Here is a 16,870-nt window from a genome sequence, read left to right as displayed (position 1 = left end):
GTGTGCCACGCCCCGTAGCGATCGCGCTGATGGGGTGCTCGTACCTACTACGGGCCGTGGTACTTCGGCTCGTAGGTCAACGCACTCCGAGAGGTACACCCGCGGAGTTCGCCAGTCCTCGCAGCCGGTTGACGGACACGCCGGCGAGTCTGCTGATGATGACGCCGGGAAGCATCTGGTGGCGCACCCATCCCGGAGCCATCTCGCAGACGGCCTGGAGAGTGTCGGCGGCGGCGTCCCACCGTCGGCATTCGACCTGGGTGAGGGCGACGTCCAGGCCGTAACGGGCCCGTGTGGCCAGGGGAACCGTGTCGTCCAGGCGGACGGTGTCCATGAGCCGCAGCGCGCCGGCCGTATCGCCAAGGGCCACGGCGATGCTCATGGCCTGCGTGGCGGCGTACATCGGCCCGTACGGCTGGGCGTGCGAGCCGCGGGCGTGCTCGTCCCCGATCCGGGCAGCAACGGCATGGGCCTGGGAGAGGTACTCGCGAGCGTTGTCGGCGGGCGCGCCGCCCCGGGAGGCGGCGACAGCAGCGTTCGTGACGAGCTGGCCATAGACGCTGAGCCGGTCCGGGTCGTGCTCGCTCATCTTGGGCTCGATCCGGTCGGCCTGGGCCGCGGCGAGGAGGAACCCCTGCTTCGTACGGCCGTCGCGGAGATTGACCCACGCGGTGGTCGCGGCGAGGTGCGCGTCACGGAGATCATCCCCGCCCTGCACGGCAATCTGGCGGCCGTACGTCAGCGCCGCATACGCCAGATCTCGTGATCCGAGCACATTGGCGGCCATGCCCGCCGTCTGAAAGGTGTCGGTCAAGACGCCGGCAGCGGCTTCCCGCTCATCGAGACCGGCCACGTCGAACCTGGCCCGCGCCTCCGGAAGGAGCCGCCCCAGGAGAGTGCCGAGCTCGGTGTACCGGCCTCCCCAGTACGCGGCGTCCGCGCGACGGACGACGGCGCGGAGCTCTTCGACGGTGCCCGGCTCGACCTCGGCGGGGATGCCGATAGCCGCGTCATGAGTGGCTGCGGAGACCAGGCGCAACGCGGCCCGCTCATCGCGGTCCATGGAACGCCGTGGAGCCTGCTGGCCGAGGAGCACAGCGATGTCCGTACCGAGCGCGTCGGCAATCGACAGCAGGGACGGCAGGGAAGCCGTTCCGCCACGTTCGAGCTTGCGGACCACGCCGACGGACACTCCGGCCGCCTCCGCCAACTGCTCCTGTGTCATGCCGCCGCGCAGCGCCTTCAAGCGCTCAGAGGTGGTGTACTCCGACCACTGCATGCTCCAGCACCTCCGCGTGATGGGCCCCAAACGGACAGTACTGGCAGGAGCGCCGGGCCCGACGGCCTTTGCTCAGAACGCAGTTGGACTCACGCGGCGAGCGCCGCCGTGACACCGAGGAGCGCCTCCAGCTCGGCCACGGCCGCGACCTCGTCCGTGACGTGGACCGTGGTGATGCCCAGATCGGCCGCCGGCGGAAGGTTCACCGCGTGATCGTCCACAAACACACACCGCTCGGCGGGCAGCCCGATCCGTTCCAGGGCGAGCTCATAGATGGCCGGATCAGGCTTGGCCATACCGACCAGCTCAGAGACGACATGGACGTCGAACAGGTCCCAGACTCCGACGTGTTCGTACGGGTTGAACGGGTCGAGGCCGAAGCTGTTGGACAGCAGGGCGAGACGGTGACCGGCGGCCCGCGCGGCACGCGCGAGCGCGACCATCCGGCGGGCCACAGGCACCCCGGCCCAGGCCCGCCCCATCAGGTTCACCGGATCCACATGCGCACCCAACAGCGAGGCCGTTCCCTCGTTCCACTCGGCCTGCCCGATCTCCCCGATCTCCAGAGCGTCGTACAGACGCCGACCCTCAGGATGATCGTTGAGAGTGCTACGCCAGGCCCCCGGAGCAAGCCCTTCCGACACGCACCACTCGCGGTGGACGGCGAGAGGACTGGCCGTGAGCACGCCTGCGAAGTCGAGGATCAGGCCGCGCCTGTCGGCAACATCAGTCCTGTGCGGCATCCGGTGATCGTTCCTTCCCTGATGGGTCTCTCGGCGACGCTATCGCGCCGGCCAGACCGCCACCCTCATCTGGCACCTCACGAGCTGCCCATCCTCGCCTCCAGCATCACCCTCGACCGCACCGCCGAGACCTTCCTACCGGCCTACCGAGGCTGCTGTCCCGTCGCCTCGCCCAACTATGCTGCGAAGACGGCAAATGCCTCACCAGCCTCCACACTACGGTTGCAGCCCTGAAACTAGGCGTTGTGAGCTTCTTCAAGCGGTGGGAGCCTCTGAGGCTGCATCTTTTGCCGCAGATTTCTGGTCTCCCGCTATTACCATTGCTTCGATTAGCGTGGCCAGCATTTCGCCGCGCTGCACCTCGCTCAACTCAGCTTCAGCGATGAGTCGTTCTGCAGCGAGGTAGCGAGAGAACTCCAAGGGCTGATCGAAGTATGCCCTCAAATGCCCCGCCGCGGTTTCCTGGGAGCGGATGAACGTCCGACTGACGTACCCGGCCAGCGCGGCCGCAACGGCTCCCAATCCGCCAGCTACCACACTTCCCGCCGTCGTACTGGCGCGCAGCGCCATGAAGACGAAGGCAAAGAGAAGGACGAAGCCGAGCCCCATGGCAATCTGGGCATTGCGGAACGAACGCGAAGCCTGGCGCAGGGCAATCTCGTGATAATGGTCGAGACGCCGGTGAGTCACGGCCCAGAGTTCGGAAAGCGGGAGCCTCGTCTTCCTTTCGGCAGTGGGGGCGCTTGCCACTCCAGTGACGGCCTCGCCTTCTCCTCGACCGGCTGACTCTGGTTCCGAGGTCTCGCCGGAGCCGTCCGTGCCTGGGTAGTGGATGATCACGCCGCCGTGCACTGAGCCCTGCACCACCAGGCCATCGGTGACGAGGTGTGGCTGCAGCGCACGTTCGAGTCCCTGTTCCGTTTCGCGTACGCGCTCACGTCCGTCCGCGAAGCGGTCCGCGTCAGCGGCCAGTCTGCGACGAACGAACCAACCCATGCCGGTAACGCTGAACCCGACACCGAGGAGACCGACGATCCCTTGGACCATCTCTGGCAGCGCCCTGGCTGCTCACGACCCATCCTGTGCCCCATAACAGAGCGAGGGACCCCAGCGCGACGGATCCCTCAAGAAGCCATCCGCGCGCTCGAGAAGAGGCGGTCTCACGACTGTCGGGCTCGGCCAGGCTGTCCATGAGAGGTGATCGTGCAGCCCTGAACACTCGTGTGTCCAGCAGATGTGGAGATCCTGCACCTCGTCCACACCCCAACGCAGGTGAGGTGCCGTCCACTCACCACTTTGCATGAGCAGGATCTGGCGCGAATTCCCCTACCGTCCAGCCTACAGTTTCCTGACGCCCGCCAACACCTGCGATTACCCATCCATCCGGTAGGGGAGCTACGCCCGACTACCGCTTAGACGCCATTTCCTTTGGGGCTATGGGTCGTTGTGCTGGGCACGACGAGTCTTGTTGAGTGGATGGCGCCTGAGGAGTTATGGGAGCTATTCCGACGGGAGGTGCCGGAGAAGTCGATCATTACGCCCGCAGGACGGCGGGCGCCGGCGAGCTGGGGACCGTGAGTGCCTGGCAGGGATCACCTTCGTTGCCACTACCGGTTGTTCCTGGCGGCAGTTGCCGCCGGTGTTCGGGCCGACCTGACCCACCGCCTACCGCCGCTTCGCCCAGTGGTCCAAGACCCGTGTCTGGGCCCGTCTGCACCGCGTCGTCCTCAACTAGCTTGGAGCTGCCGGTGAGCTGGACTGGTCACGGTAGGCCATCGACTCCGTCAGCGCCCCGTCCCTCAAAAGAGGGCTCCTGAGGGGACTGAATCCGACCGATCGCGGTAAGAACGGCTCGGAAATCCACCTCATCATCGAGCGCAACGACCTGCCCCTCGCAGTCGGGATCTCCGACGCCAAAACCCACGACAGCTTGGCCCTGCAGCCGCTGGTGCGCTCCATCCAGCTCGTCCGCAGCCGCCGCGGACCGCGCCAAAGACGCCCGGACAAGCTGCACGGCGACAAGGGCTACGACTACAAGCACCAACGCCGATGGCTCCGAGCATGCGGCATAACGCCTCGCATAGCCCGCTGCGGGAGAGAGTCCTCGCAGCGACTGGGGCAACACCGCTGGGTGGTCGAACGCACCATGTCCTGGTTCTCCGGCTGCCGCCGGTCGCACCAAAGCTACGAGCGCAAGCCCGGGCACTTCCTCGCCTTCACCCCCATAGCCACCAGCCTGATCAACTACCGCCGACTCACCAAGTGAAACGACGTCTTAGAGCAAACTGCTGATCCGATGAGACACGCGCTGGCAAGATGGCAGTGGGGGGAGCTGTACCAGCAGCAATCAGCAGGGAGCAGTGGGTGGGAAAGACGATCAACGGCCGGTTTCTGCTGCTGCCTCAGGAGCCCCGCCCTGGCGGACTGTCCGAGGTACGCAAGGCCGTAGATGTCACCAGCGAAGGCGGCGACTACGTGGCTGTCAAGCTGCTCAAGCAGCGCGACGACGCAATCAGCGAGATCTTCCTGGAGCGGGAGACATCGGCGCTCAAGGCACTGGACCATCCCCACATCGTGCACATGCTCGACTCTGGCTGGGACGCCGAGCGTGAGCGTTACTTCATCGCACTGGAGTGGATCGACCGCAGCCTCAAGGATGAGATGGCAGACGGTCGTCCTCTGGATTGGCCAGCCTACTTCTCCCGCATCGGCGGGCCCCTGGCTTCCGCCCTCGCGTACGCGCACGAGCACCAAATCGAGCACCGCGACCTGAAGCCGGGCAATGTCCTGCTGAGCGATGACGATACGGTCAAGCTCGCCGACTTCGGGATTGCCAAACTCCTTTCAAAGGCCGCCGTCGCCACGGACGAGACGGTGGCCGACTTCCGCTCGACCCTGTATGCACCGCCGGAGCAGAGCGACGCGATCCCGTACGTCCGTGACGTCTACGCCTACGCAGTCCTCGCCATCCAGGTCCTGTCCCGCAACCAGGCCCGCGACTACCCGGACTTGGCGGCCGTACTCGATGAGCTGGAGCTGGCTCCAGAGATCCGTAGCATCCTGAAGTCCTGCATCGACTACGACCCGCAGAAGCGCCCGGCGAACGCCAGCGTCCTGGAGCATCGACTCCTGGAAGCAGAGCAGATCTGCAGCAGCCGTGAGGCACGCCATCGCAACGCGCTCTGGATGAAACTGACCCGCCGGGCAGCCGAGAAACTGAGCAGCACCTCGGCCGGCGAAGAGATCGACTGGGTGCAGGTGAAGTCCGACATCCTGGCGGACATCTCCGGCACCGTTCACGTCGACTACGGCTACAACCCACAGGCCAAGGAGATCGACGACACCACGGTGCGGGTGTTCGGCCGCACGCTATTCCTCCGCCTAGTCAGCGACGAAGAGTACGACGACAGGTGCGTCATCATTTCCGCGGAGGAGCGATCGGAAGAGTGGATGGCCAGGCGCCGCGAGTCCTCACTCAAGCTCCGGCCCATCCTCACCTGGACCTTCGACGATCCAGGCGAGGATCCGGCCTATCACGGGCTCAACCTGCTGCTGGACGGCCTCAGTGCGCACCAGACTGAACGCGAAGAGCATGCCAAGGACCGCATGCGCCACCAGCTCGGCGACTTGTTCGACGGTTGGCGACGGGTCCTGGAGGCTCGCGAGGAGGCGGCGGCAAACGGCCGGCAGCCCATCGAGTACGAACGGATAGAGGGAGGCGGCCTCACTCGCGTCTTCCACCTCGCCGCGCCAGGCACCGCAGTGGAGATCGGTGAAGAGTGGTCCGTGGCCGAGTACCCCTATAGCCGGCCCGTCGACCGCGGCGAAGTGATCAACCAGACCGACGACACCATCGTGCTGCGGATGACGCGCCCCAAGGCGGTCCTTCCCTCTCGCGGTGTCCTGCTGCCATTCCTTGGGCCGAGTCAGAGCGCCATCAACCGTCAGCGGGATGCCCTAAGCGCCGTTGCTGCCGGACAGACGACCAACCCACTCCTTCGGCAGTTCATCGACAACCCCGCGGCCATTCCCTCACGTCCGCCCGCGGAGGTCGCCCAGTGGTTCCGGGCCGACCTCGATAAGAGCAAACGCGAAGTCGTTGCCCACGCCCTGGGAACCCAGGATCTGCTGCTGGTCGAGGGGCCGCCCGGCACCGGCAAGACGACGGTGATCGCCGAGATCGTCGAGCAGACGCTCAAGCGCGATCCCCACGCCCGCATCCTCATCGTCAGCCAAACCCATATCGCCATCGACAATGCGCTCAAGCGCATCGAGGATGCCGGCATCAGCGGCCTCGTCCGCCTGGGCCGCGTCGACGACCCGCGGGTTGCCGAGAGCGCCCAGCCGCTGCTCCTCGACAAGCAGATCAAGAAATGGACCCAGGGGGTTCGTGCACGGGCGGAGAAGTACCTGGACACGGTGGCCGCCAACAACGGGCTGGAGGCCCGGCACCTCAAAGCCGCCCTGCTACTGGAGGAACTCGCCTCCGTAGCCGCCAACCTGACCCACGTATCGTTCAAACTCGAGGAACTGTCGAGCCGCCCGGCCCCTGACCGCACCAGCTCCGCCCGGGATCTCGGCGAGGAAGTCGTCACCATTCGCGCCCGCCAAGAGCAGCTGCTCGAACAGCGTGCCGAGCTGTTCGCCGAGGTCCAATCCATGCTCACCGGCGAACTCACCTTGCGCGAGGACCTCAGCGCCATCGATGCCCGCGACTCGGTCGAAGTCCTTCTTGGCCCGTCCGGCCCCGGGCGCGAGCTCATGGACCTGCTGCGCCTGCAGGGTGAGTGGCTGCAGCGCATCGGCACCGACCAGAACCTGATCAGCGCCTTCCTGCGGACTCGGCACGTCATCGGCGGCACGGCTCTCGGCTTCCTTGGTCACCCCGCAGCGAGGGATCTCGAATTCGATCTGTGCATTTTCGACGAGGCGTCCAAAGCGACCGCAACCGAGGCATTGGTGCCGCTGGCCCGGGCTAAGCGGTGGGTGCTGGTCGGTGACACCAACCAGCTGCCTCCCATCGACGAGGATCTGCTGCGCGACGAGAAGATCATGTCCGATCACCAGCTCATTCCCGAGCTGGTGATGACCACACTGTTCCAGTACTTCGCCAACTGCACAGATACACCAGTCAAGCACCTTCTGCGCGAGCAGTACCGGATGACGCCGGCGATCGGCAACATGATCAGTACCTGCTTCTACGACGGACAACTGATCTCGCCCAACGACCACACACTGCCGGGGTACGTTCAGATCAACAAGCCGGTCCTCTGGCTGGACACCAGCGCCCTACCCGGTCGGCGTGAATCCGAGCGGACCTCCTCGGAGACCAGCATCTCCAACCCCCTCGAAAGCAAGCTGGCGATGCGTCGCCTCGAGGTCATCGACCAGGCCATCGACAAAAAGATGATCAAGGTCCCTCAAGACAAGCGTCGCCTCGATGTCCTGGTCATCGCCCCCTACGGCCGCCAGGTAGAGGAACTCACGCGAGGTCTAGCTGCCCTGAAGCTCAAGCACATCACCCCTGAGGTGTTGTCCGTCGACGCGGTGCAGGGCCGCGAATGCGACCTCGCCGTGTTCTCCGTGACGCGCAGCAACAACCGCGGTCAACTCGGCTTCCTCGGCCGGCCTTACTGGCGCCGTATCAACGTTGCCCTCAGCCGTGCTCGCTTCGGTCTGATGATCATCGGTGACGCCGGATTCTGCCGTAGTCGGGCCGGGGCCCTGCGCGACGTCCTGGACTACATGAGCGGCCACCCGGAAGAGTGCGAGATTCGCGATGCCTACCTTTAGTCCCGACAGTCTCCTGGCTGTTCGCTACCACCACGCCCGTCCCGGGCTCGAGCTGGTCACCATCGTCGACGCGGCACTCCCCGTCGCACAGATCACCGCCGAAGTCCTCGCCCAAGACAGCAAGGGCCTGCCGCTGATGGACGAGTTTGTGCTGCGGCTGGTCGACCGCAACGTGAACACTGGGCGCGACGTCGCGGGCATGCTCGGCGTGCCCGAGCGGATGGTGGACCAGACCGTCGCCGAGCTATTCCGCTCGGACAACCTCAGGTGGGGACCGCCTGCTCCACAAGACGATGCCCGCACCCCAGGTCTGCGGCTCACCGACAAGGGCCGCACCACGGCGCAGAAGGCAGCCGCCGTCGTCCCAGTGCGGGTCAACCAGCCACTCGTGTACGACCAGATGTTGGGGAAGGTGGCACCCTACGACCGCCGCACCACCGTGCCGCGCGGACTGGCCGAAGAAGACGGCCTGATCGTGCTGCCTGTTGCAAGGTCCGGCCCCGTAGATGAAAGCAACATCACGGCTGCCGACATCACCGCGCTGCTCCGGGAGAACGGGACCACCAACCGCGAGGTGCTCCAGGTCAAGAGCATCAGCCAGACCAAGGCACGCCGCGTCCTCCCGGTCAAGCTCCTCGTGTACGCCGACGAGGACCGCACCGAAATCCAGCTTGGCGTCGTCGTGGACGGCGAACTCAGCCAGGCCCACGAACTTGAGCTGATCGGTCACGGTGGCGCCAAGGCCCTCGGCATCACCGTCGAACCGCCGCCTGAGCGCCCCCTCCTGGAACCCGACCTGGAAAAGGCCCGCGTCCCTCTCCAAGAGGTAACCCAGCATCGCGCCGAACAGGCTGCCTTCCAGCTCGGCTCCCAGGCCCCCGCGCCGGCCCCGCCTGCGGCACCCCAACCTCAGGCAGACGAGATCCGTGCCATCGGCGTCTTCGAGCACGCAGAGATCCTCGACGAAGCCCTCACCCACGCCCGGCGGCGTCTCCTGATCATCTCGCCGTGGATCAAGAACGCGATCATCACCACGACGTTCCTCAGCCGTCTGGAAACCCGCCTGGCCCGGGGCGTGAAGATCGACATCGCCTACGGCTACGAGGACAACGACACCAAGACCGACCTGGCCGCTGTCCGGAAACTCAACAATCTCGTCGCCCGCTACCAGGACAAAATCACCTTTACCCGGCTCAAGAGTACCCACGCCAAGGTCCTCGTCTATGACGACGTGTGGGTGACCACCTCCTTCAACTGGCTGTCCTTCAAGGGCGATCCCGACCGCACCTACCGCATGGAAGAAGGAAGCCTCATCCGCAACCGCCAGGTCACTGACGCCCAGTACGCCCGATACCTCGAGTTGATCGACGAGCAACGCCGATAGTCGTCTGGGCACGCGTGGATTTCACCGTCGATGACGAGCGGCTGCAGCCAGCGCATCATGAACCCGGCGACGTCCTGGCGGGACGGTGTGCTGAAGTGGGACGGCAGGGAGTCGGATACCGTCGCCTCCGCGTTCAATCCGGCCGACGCCGGTGGCTCGGCCTGGCCGGTGTCGAACGGCGGCGGCTCTAGTGAGTGCATCTGCAGCAACGCAAGCGCTTCTCGCTGGGCCTCACGGAACTCACGGTGAGCACGAGCACGTCGTCGGAACACGCAGTCTTCCTCTCTCATCTTGTGGCACAGCTCCGGGGCGCCGAGCACGAGTTCCTCCCACGCCTGCCAGCCCGCCAGGTCAGGGTGCGGGTCGGTGTCCTCGACGAGCGGCGGCAGCACCTCCAGGGAAATACTGGTGAAGAACCCAGGGGCCGTGGCGGTGGTGCGGGGGCGACTCATGTCGTGGATCCAGCCTTGGGCAGTAAGCGCTTTGAGGACCGTCTCGGACCCTGGGAAGCTGCCGTCGCGGGCCGCGCAGGCGTCGATCGCAACGAGGAGATCGGCGAGCGCCTCATACGGGCTGCCAGCAGTGAAGTACGCGTTCCGCTCCGTCATCGCGGAGTTGCGATGCGAACGCGCGCTCAGCCGCCAGGCAACAGGCAGGCCGCCCAGCTCGAACGGGTAGGCCGCGAGGACCCACTCTGCACCGCACAGCTCATCCGGGCTCACATGCAACAACGTGCTCCTGGCAGTGGCCCACATACTCCAGCCGAGGCCGGCCAAAGTGTCGCCGACCCGCTCGGCGAGCGCGCCGTCGTCACCCGCCAAGTGGCGAGGGGTGACCCGGTGCACCGGGTCTTGTGCATCAGGGCGGGAGGGACCAATGGGATGGTGCGCGTGCAGAGGCGGCTCCGTAGGGCCGGGCTGGTTCTTCCGGCAGGGTGTTAGTCCTTTCGGCATCTGTCCTGTCTGCCCCCGGCGAACGACTGTCCGTTGACATCGAACCCAGTCGTTTTGCCATCGAACCGAGCCCTGCCGAATCCGGCATGCCCCCGCCTGCAAAGAGCTGGCGATCTCTAGACTGCTACGTCGTCGCTATAGACAACCCAGACCCCAGTCCGCAACGCTACCTATAGCGATCGATAGAGAACACGTAGAGTGCTGCGGGAAGGTTCTTGTGCGGATCACCATTGAAGGCGCGAGCGAGGAGTTCGAGCACAAACTGCTCGACCTGCTCGCCGAGCATCGAGACGAACTGGCCGTCTCCGTCGACACCGCATGGGACATCGACAGGGCGATGGGCTTCCTGAACACACTCAATGAGGACGCCCGCCTGTTTGTGCGCCTGGTCGTAGAGTCCGACGGCCATCTGGAGGCCGCCGTGCTGCGCGAGGCATTCCCGCGCGGACTGCGCGGCCCCACCGTGGCCCTGTCCTACGCACTCAAGCGCGGCGTCAAGCACGGTTGGTGGCCCGAAGGTACCGAGGCGCCGGTCACCGTGATCTACGGCGGCGGCCCGCAGGACGGATGGCGGCAGGCATCGGCCTACGAGATGTCCGGTGAGGATCTACCCGTCTTCCGCGACGCCCTCGCCCACTACGACGCCGCGCCCCGGCCCCCCTGGGACGGGGAGGCGCCGTCCGCGTTCGCCGTGCATCCGAGCTGGGCGGCCGACGCCGACGTGCCGCGCGCGCTGTACGAAGATCCGCCGACCGCTCCCAACTTCCCGGACGGAGCTACCAGATGAACGGGGGGTTGCGCGGCTAAACCCCGCCTGCCGCATAGTCGGCGCGGCCCGTCACCGCGGCGGGCCTTACCCGCCTCGCAGGAGTGATACCGCCGTGTCCGCCCTCTTCGACAAGTTCCTGATTCCGATTGCAGTCGGTCTGGTCGTCACCGTTCTCGCCGCCGCAGCCAACCGGCTCTGCCGGCGTCGCCGGACCACCCCGACACCTCCCCGCGTGCTGCGCCGCTTCAGTCTGCTGGGCACCACCGGCGCCGACGGCACCCCTCTGTACTACGAGACCACCCGGGCCCCCGGCAGCGTCGTCACCCGCCGGGTCGGCAGTCTGTCCCAGCGCTTCGAACTGACCGATGCCCCGCTCGGCGACGGCACGTATGCCGCCGAACCCCTCGACCACCAGTAGGACGACCAGAGCATGGAGTGTGTGACCGCGAACGCCCTCGGGCTGGGCTGCCCACCAGCACTTTCACCGCACACGATTGGGTTCACAACCACAGCCAGCCGAAACGGCTGCGTTCGCTGTCAAACGACTGGGGCGGATGACAGCGGACAACGACGCTTTGTCGCCGAGGTCTCAAGCGCAGCAGTTCCGGTGAAGCGCTCCGCGGAACGTCAGGCCAGGCCAGCTCGTTGCACACCTTGATGTTCGGGTCGAGGGGAGTTGGCCGATGCCTGATCATGTTCTGGGCGCGCTGGACAAGGCGACAGAAGGGTTCGTGTCGTTCGATCAGCTGGCCGATCGGCTCGGTGTAGCGATCGCGAAGGATGCGGCAACCAACGCGTGTGAGCTTGAGGCAATCCGGGCCGCTGCCCTCTACCAGATGCGGGATGGGGCATTCGTCGGCGTATACGTAGGGGCGGCGCCAGAGTCGTGGCCGAGCGATATCACGCAGGTTCCGGCCAAGACGCTGGAGGTCTGGGCCACCTACGCCGAGACGGCCGAGCACCCTGGTGTTCGTGCACGCCTACACGATTTGCTGGCCGCTGCCGGCCACGGCCAGCGCTACCAGCACGTGCGGTCCTCCGTCATGGCCTATCAGGAAGCCGCCCTCTGGTTCGCCGCTGCACACGCGGTGGTGCTCGGTCTGTGGCGGGCGGGTGAGTGCCTGGTCCGCGGCTTCACGCTGGCCGTGTCGGCCGGACAGAAGGACCTCCAGAACATCCTGGTCCAGGACATGCTGGCCATGGCAGATGAGTCGCTGAGCGGGCCGGATCCGGCGGCTGGCCTCGTGGGTCTACTGATTGCCCCCCTGCTGGAGCGGAAGGCGTGGAAGCAAGTGGCCCGGCCGGTGGTGGAGAAGGCGATCACTGTGTTCCAGGACGACGTCCACACCCAGGTGATCTTCCTCAAGGACCTGCGCGCGCTGGAAGCCGACAGCACGGGGAAAGAGCAGGCTGATTGTGCAGTCGCCGAGGCCATCATCCGAGCAGCCGATGCCGAGAGCGGGCTGACCAGGCTGTACCTGCTCAACGACGCAGCCATCCATGCCCGGGATAGTGGTCTCACCGACGTCTTTGATGATGTCCGCAGCGACCTGCAGAAGCTCACGGCCGAGGACCTCAAGCTCGAGACCCTCACCACACAGGTGGAATTACCTCTCCAACCATTCGACGCGTGCGAAGCACACATTGCCCAGGCGGCAGACCTTCGGGACGCGCTCTGGAGGGTGGCGGCCTGGGACGCGCCAGTCGGGGATGATGAGTCGGCCACCGATACCCAGCAGGAGCTGGCGGCTGGATTGGTGAGACTGCCGATGAACAGGCTCAACCTGGCCGGTCCCGTGCTGACCCACCTCAAGGCGGTGGAGGAAGAACCCGGCGCTGACCTGCGCATCGTCCGGATGGAACTCGTCGGCCTACTCATCGCGCACCAGCTCGACTGCATCTGGCGCCGCTTCAACCCGAGCGACGCCGACCTCGCACGGATCTTCGCCTGCAGCGGTGAGGTGGCACCGCCAGCGAAGATGGCCGAGCTTGCCACTGCGTTCCGGTCGTACTGGTACCAGGAACCGACCGCTGCGAAGATCGCCCTGCCACTCGTCGAGGGTTTGCTCCGCCGGTATCTCAGGGCTGCGGGGGTGCCGATCGTCCAGCCTGCCAAGGGGGATAAAGCCGGCGTGGTCGACCAGATGGGAACCCTGATCGACAAGATGCCGGGAGCCGGATTTGAAGTCGGATGGCAGACAACATTCCGGCTCCTCCTAGCCGACCCGAAGGAAGGGCTGAACCTCCGCAACGTCGAGCTGCACGATCTGCGGGAGGGGCCGCCGAAGCACCACCACGTCGCGCTCGTGCTGCTGGCTGCACTCGTCATCCTCCGGGCAGTGCACAACCAAAGCCAGTAGCTGGCGACACAACTCGTATTAGGCGGACACCCCTATGACGCGGGCCTGCGCTGCCAGAAGACGGCCGATCAGAGGGCCGGAATGCGTGCGCGATGCGTGAGCGGACGGCAGAGCACCAGCCGTCACGGACGGGATCAAGCAACTTGCCGGGTGGTGCTGTCCTGCAAGGACAGCACCACCCGGCAGACACGTACATCCTCGATCACGGATTCGACCCCACTTGCAAAGCGGTGGTTCCGGATGCGAAACGCAGCGGAGATACGCGCAGAATCACATCGGCACCATCCCGCGCTGCCCGAGCCCTGACCCGAATGCACTCAGCGACAGTGGCAGGGGTCTCGATGGCTTCCGAGTCCAGGGCCCTACTTCTCCTCGAAGTACCCCACGGCGAGAGTTCTGTCGCCAATGAGTCACCAGTCGCTGACGAACCCGGGCGAGAGCCGTCCTCGGGGTCTTACGCATCGCCCCTCACCAGGCGAGCTCTCTCCACAGGTCGAGTTCCGGCGCCTCCGCCTTGTACGAGCGCCTGCGCTCTGGACGGACCTCCCTGTAACGCGCGACCAACGACTTGGCCGTTCGCACAGTGACGGCAGGGAGGTCACGCTCGATTACCTGCTCCCACGGAAAGGCCGACTTGGAATCGTGGTGCAGCAAGTGCAGGGGAAGCTGGTGGGGGATTGAGCGGCAAGCCTTCCAGCAGATCAGTTCGGGCGCGTACTCGATCAAGTGGCCGTACCCCTGCCGAACCTTCCTCGGCATCGCCGCCAGCGCTGAATGAGCGACTTCCCATGCCTCCACGGCACGCATGACGCCTACCGGTGACATCCGCCCGTGGAAGAGGCTGCGGTAGACCGGAGAGAACCGGTCGGACCAGAGCGCTTCCCGTCCTTCGGGGGTGGCAGCCTGATGCGCCGCGATCGGATCCGGGTCGACCGACAGGCAAGCCAGGGCGGACGTCACATCGGCCATGGAGAATCGCGGTTCATGGGGCCCTGTCGTCATACCTCGACGCGGGTCGAAGCTTCCCTTCTCCCAGTCCTGTTCCATCAGGCGGACGATGTCGGGGCACCGAATCAGGCGATCCTGGGCCGTTGACGGGTTGAGGCACTCTTCAGCACCGTCGTGGGCACGGCGAGCTCGATCCCTCTCAGGGCCGCAGCAGATCTCCAGGCGGATGACGGAACGCTGAAGGTGCTCATGCGACAGCCGGCCCTCCATGGCGGCGATGATCTTCAGACGCTGGAGGCCGTCGATGCACTCTGGACCGATGATGTGCAGGGAATCACCGAACGGGCCGAAACTCGGATGCAGTTCAACTGCCTCCGCGCCCAGCACGATGTGGCCCGCGGCACCAAAATCCTCGGGCCGTTCCTCCAGCATTTGGGCCAGCCTCCTGTTCGCGCCTGTCTCTCCGAGGTAACCGCGGCCGGCCCAGAGACGGCGTGCGGCATCAACCGGAGCGGCCACCGAGGTGAGGTCGGCCGCGGAGACATCTACGGCCCACCTACGGGCAAGCTGCCCGAAGCGCAGGGGGCGAAGGCTGAGGACGCGTTCAGCCGCGATCGGAAGCTCGGCGGAGGAGAAGATCGGATCCACATCTGTTCGACGCATGAGCGCGCAGAGCGTAACGGTGTGCTGGGCGCGAACGAAGATGCCCGTTTCCTGGGCCCCACAAGCCTTCGGCCCACGGCAGTCGGCGCCAGCCGCAGTGAACTCGGCGGAAGGTGATGCCGGTCGCCCGAAAACGTCGAAATTTTTCCCGCCGGGCCGCCAGGACTGTGCATACGTGCAGGTCAGAGACTTTCCGCTCTCACCTCCACCAGGTGCCTTCTAAGCACTTGGCCGCAGGTTCGAGTCCTGCCGGGGGCGCTCCGCGCAAGACCCTCCTTCGGGAGGGTCTTTTTGCTGGTCAGAGGTGGCTTTCCGGCGGATCGATGCCTTCTCGGAGTGGGGTCCCTGCGGCCCCTCGGCGCCGCGTCGGGCGCAGGCGCGACGCAGTTCAGAGAAGTGTCAGTTCAGAGAAGTGTCAGGGTGACCGCAGCGGCGATGCCTCCCAGACCGAGGGCGAGGGCGGCCTGTGGCCAGCCGCCCCTGCCCCAGCGGAAGAAGTGGTCCACGGCCAGCCGGCCGGGGCCGATGGCGGCGATGCCCAGGGCGACCACGGCGATGGCCACGTTGTATTCCACGCCGCCGCTCGTCGCCCAGAGGCCGTTGGCTCCGGTGACGGTCGCCATGGCGTTGATCATGACGCCGATGAGGGCGGCGGAGGCGAGCGGGGTGAGCAGCCCGAGGGCCAGGCCGAGGCCGCCGAGGAATTCGGACAGGCCGCCGATCACGGCGAAGAGCTTTCCGGGTTGGTAGCCGAGGGCGGCGAAGCCCCTTCCGGTCTCCGTCAGGCCGGGGCCGCCGAGGATCCCGAAGAGTTTCTCGGAGCCATGACCGGCCATCAGCAGCCCGAACGTCAGCCTGATCAGCAGCAGCCCCAGTCGGATGCGGACGACACCGGAGCGAGCGGACCGTGCGCCGTCGATCCCGCCGGGGCCGTGGATCGCGCCGTGGCCGTGGAGTGCTTCGTGGCCGCGGGGCGGTGGTGGGTCATGAGTTTGGTGATCATGGGAATGCTCCGGTATGAGGACGCCGGGTCCCCTCCGTGACGCCGCCCGTCCGCCGCCTCGGCGCCGCACCCGTGTGCCGGCCCTGCTGACCTGCTCGGTGGTGGCGTCAGGCGGCGTCGGTGACGTCCTCGGTCGAGGCCTCGAAGACGTCGTTGCGGTGAGGAGGGCTGCGCATCACCCCTTGTCAGGGCCCAGCCGGACGCAGCACTCCCCGGGGCACGGGGCGAGCTTCGCCGCCACTCCGCCGACCTCCAGGCCCTGCAGACAGCCGGCGATGAAGGCGTGGTTCATGCCGCACACCAGCTCGGGGGCCTTGGCCGCCAGAGGTTGGAACGGGCAGTTGAGCAGCCGGAGTTCGGTGGGGGTTTCACGGACCGGTTCGAAGCCGTGCCGGTCGAGGATCCGCTCGCAGACGCTCAGCCCGCGCTCCGCGCCGAGCCGGCCGTAACGGGCCGCCGCCCGCTCGCTCTCGCCCAGTTCCCGTCCGCGCCGGCGGGCGGTGCGCAGGGCGGCGTGGGTCGCGGATTCACCGTCGTCCTCGGTCAGGACGGCCTCCAGCAGGAGGTCGGCCAGCAGTTCGTGACGGCGGTCGGGGATGCTGACGTGGATGTGGCCGTCCGTGGGTTCGTACACCTTGGGCCGGCGGCCGACCTTACGGATCCCGCCGGGCGGGGCGTACCGGGCATGCAGCAGGCCGGCGTCGACGAGCTTGTCGAGGTGGAAGGCGGCGAGCTTGCGGGAGATGCCCACGCTGGCGGCTGCCTCGTCCCGCGTCACGGGGCGGCGCTGACGTCGGATGAACGCGTACATCTGTCGCCGGGAGTCCTCGCCGAGGGCGCTGACGGACTCGATCGCGGCATCGCCGGCAGGATTCTGCGGCGTGGTGTCAGAGGCCACGTCTTCACCGTAACGCGCACGCTGGTGGGCGCAACCGGTGGAACTCGGCGCGCCCGAGCGTGGGACCTGGGCATTCA

General features: G+C 66.4%; 12 protein-coding genes, 1 tRNA gene and 1 pseudogene. 7 read left to right on the top strand and 7 right to left on the bottom strand.

Annotated features, from left to right (window positions below; translation table 11 throughout):
- Positions 1 to 76: 76 nt before the first annotated feature.
- The 3 genes from ABT345_RS22790 to ABT345_RS22780 form a co-directional block, all read right to left on the bottom strand.
- Positions 77 to 1,279 (bottom strand): helix-turn-helix domain-containing protein, encoded by a 1,203-nt coding sequence (locus ABT345_RS22790; protein WP_345084323.1) that lies wholly within the window; start codon positions 1,277 to 1,279, stop codon positions 77 to 79.
- A gap of 89 nt (positions 1,280 to 1,368) precedes the next feature.
- A complete protein-coding gene (locus tag ABT345_RS22785) occupies positions 1,369 to 2,022 on the bottom strand; it encodes an HAD-IA family hydrolase (RefSeq protein ID WP_345084326.1) in 654 nt (217 codons plus the stop codon).
- Between the two features lie 255 nt (positions 2,023 to 2,277).
- On the bottom strand, positions 2,278 to 3,018 hold the full coding sequence (locus ABT345_RS22780; protein WP_345084329.1) for a TRADD-N-associated membrane domain-containing protein: 741 nt from the start codon (positions 3,016 to 3,018) through the stop codon (positions 2,278 to 2,280).
- Positions 3,019 to 3,498: 480 nt separating this feature from the next.
- On the opposite strand from ABT345_RS22780, the pseudogene ABT345_RS22775 reads away from it, so the two are divergent.
- The 3 genes and pseudogenes from ABT345_RS22775 (at position 3,499) to ABT345_RS22765 (ending at position 9,199) form a co-directional block, all read left to right on the top strand.
- A pseudogene (locus ABT345_RS22775) lies at positions 3,499 to 4,288 on the top strand (IS5 family transposase).
- Between the two features lie 98 nt (positions 4,289 to 4,386).
- On the top strand, positions 4,387 to 7,815 hold the full coding sequence (locus ABT345_RS22770; protein ID WP_345084332.1) for an AAA domain-containing protein: 3,429 nt from the start codon (positions 4,387 to 4,389) through the stop codon (positions 7,813 to 7,815).
- On the top strand, positions 7,802 to 9,199 hold the full coding sequence (locus tag ABT345_RS22765; RefSeq protein ID WP_345084335.1) for a phospholipase D-like domain-containing protein: 1,398 nt from the start codon (positions 7,802 to 7,804) through the stop codon (positions 9,197 to 9,199). The genes ABT345_RS22770 and ABT345_RS22765 overlap by 14 nt, the downstream gene beginning before the upstream one ends.
- Here ABT345_RS22765 and ABT345_RS22760 read toward each other — a convergent pair.
- Complete coding sequence (locus ABT345_RS22760; RefSeq protein ID WP_345084338.1) at positions 9,103 to 10,020, bottom strand: DUF317 domain-containing protein; 918 nt, start codon at positions 10,018 to 10,020, stop codon at positions 9,103 to 9,105. The genes ABT345_RS22765 and ABT345_RS22760 overlap by 97 nt on opposite strands.
- A 349-nt stretch (positions 10,021 to 10,369) precedes the next feature.
- On the opposite strand from ABT345_RS22760, the gene ABT345_RS22755 reads away from it, so the two are divergent.
- The 3 genes from ABT345_RS22755 to ABT345_RS22745 all read left to right on the top strand — a co-directional run bounded on the left by ABT345_RS22755 (position 10,370) and on the right by ABT345_RS22745 (position 13,281).
- Positions 10,370 to 10,939 carry a hypothetical protein gene (locus ABT345_RS22755; RefSeq protein WP_345084341.1) on the top strand — a complete coding sequence of 190 codons (570 nt, stop codon included), beginning with the start codon at positions 10,370 to 10,372 and terminating at the stop codon, positions 10,937 to 10,939.
- A gap of 94 nt (positions 10,940 to 11,033) precedes the next feature.
- Entirely contained in the window at positions 11,034 to 11,339 is a 306-nt protein-coding gene (locus ABT345_RS22750) for a hypothetical protein (protein ID WP_345084344.1), read from the top strand.
- Between the two features lie 265 nt (positions 11,340 to 11,604).
- Positions 11,605 to 13,281, top strand: coding sequence for a hypothetical protein (locus ABT345_RS22745; RefSeq protein ID WP_345084347.1), 1,677 nt, complete (start codon positions 11,605 to 11,607; stop codon positions 13,279 to 13,281).
- Between the two features lie 468 nt (positions 13,282 to 13,749).
- On the opposite strand, the gene ABT345_RS22740 is transcribed toward ABT345_RS22745, so the two are convergent.
- Positions 13,750 to 14,892: a hypothetical protein gene (locus ABT345_RS22740; protein WP_345084350.1), complete on the bottom strand. Its 1,143-nt coding sequence runs from the start codon at positions 14,890 to 14,892 to the stop codon at positions 13,750 to 13,752.
- Positions 14,893 to 15,050: 158 nt separating this feature from the next.
- Between ABT345_RS22740 and ABT345_RS22735 the strand changes: the two genes are divergently transcribed.
- A tRNA-Arg gene (locus ABT345_RS22735) sits at positions 15,051 to 15,150 on the top strand.
- A 146-nt stretch (positions 15,151 to 15,296) separates the two neighbouring features.
- Here ABT345_RS22735 and ABT345_RS22730 read toward each other — a convergent pair.
- Complete coding sequence (locus ABT345_RS22730; RefSeq protein WP_386460451.1) at positions 15,297 to 15,728, bottom strand: DoxX family protein; 432 nt, start codon at positions 15,726 to 15,728, stop codon at positions 15,297 to 15,299.
- Between the two features lie 342 nt (positions 15,729 to 16,070).
- Positions 16,071 to 16,793 carry a helix-turn-helix transcriptional regulator gene (locus tag ABT345_RS22725; RefSeq protein ID WP_345084353.1) on the bottom strand — a complete coding sequence of 241 codons (723 nt, stop codon included), beginning with the start codon at positions 16,791 to 16,793 and terminating at the stop codon, positions 16,071 to 16,073.
- Between the last annotated feature and the right edge of the window lie 77 nt (positions 16,794 to 16,870).

Source organism: Streptomyces sp. NPDC000404 (assembly GCF_040300365.1).
In the GTDB taxonomy this organism is placed as follows: Bacteria; Actinomycetota; Actinomycetes; order Streptomycetales; family Streptomycetaceae; genus Streptomyces; species Streptomyces ramulosus.
Note: the sequence above shows the minus strand (reverse complement) of the source record. Positions and strands in the feature narration are given on the sequence as shown.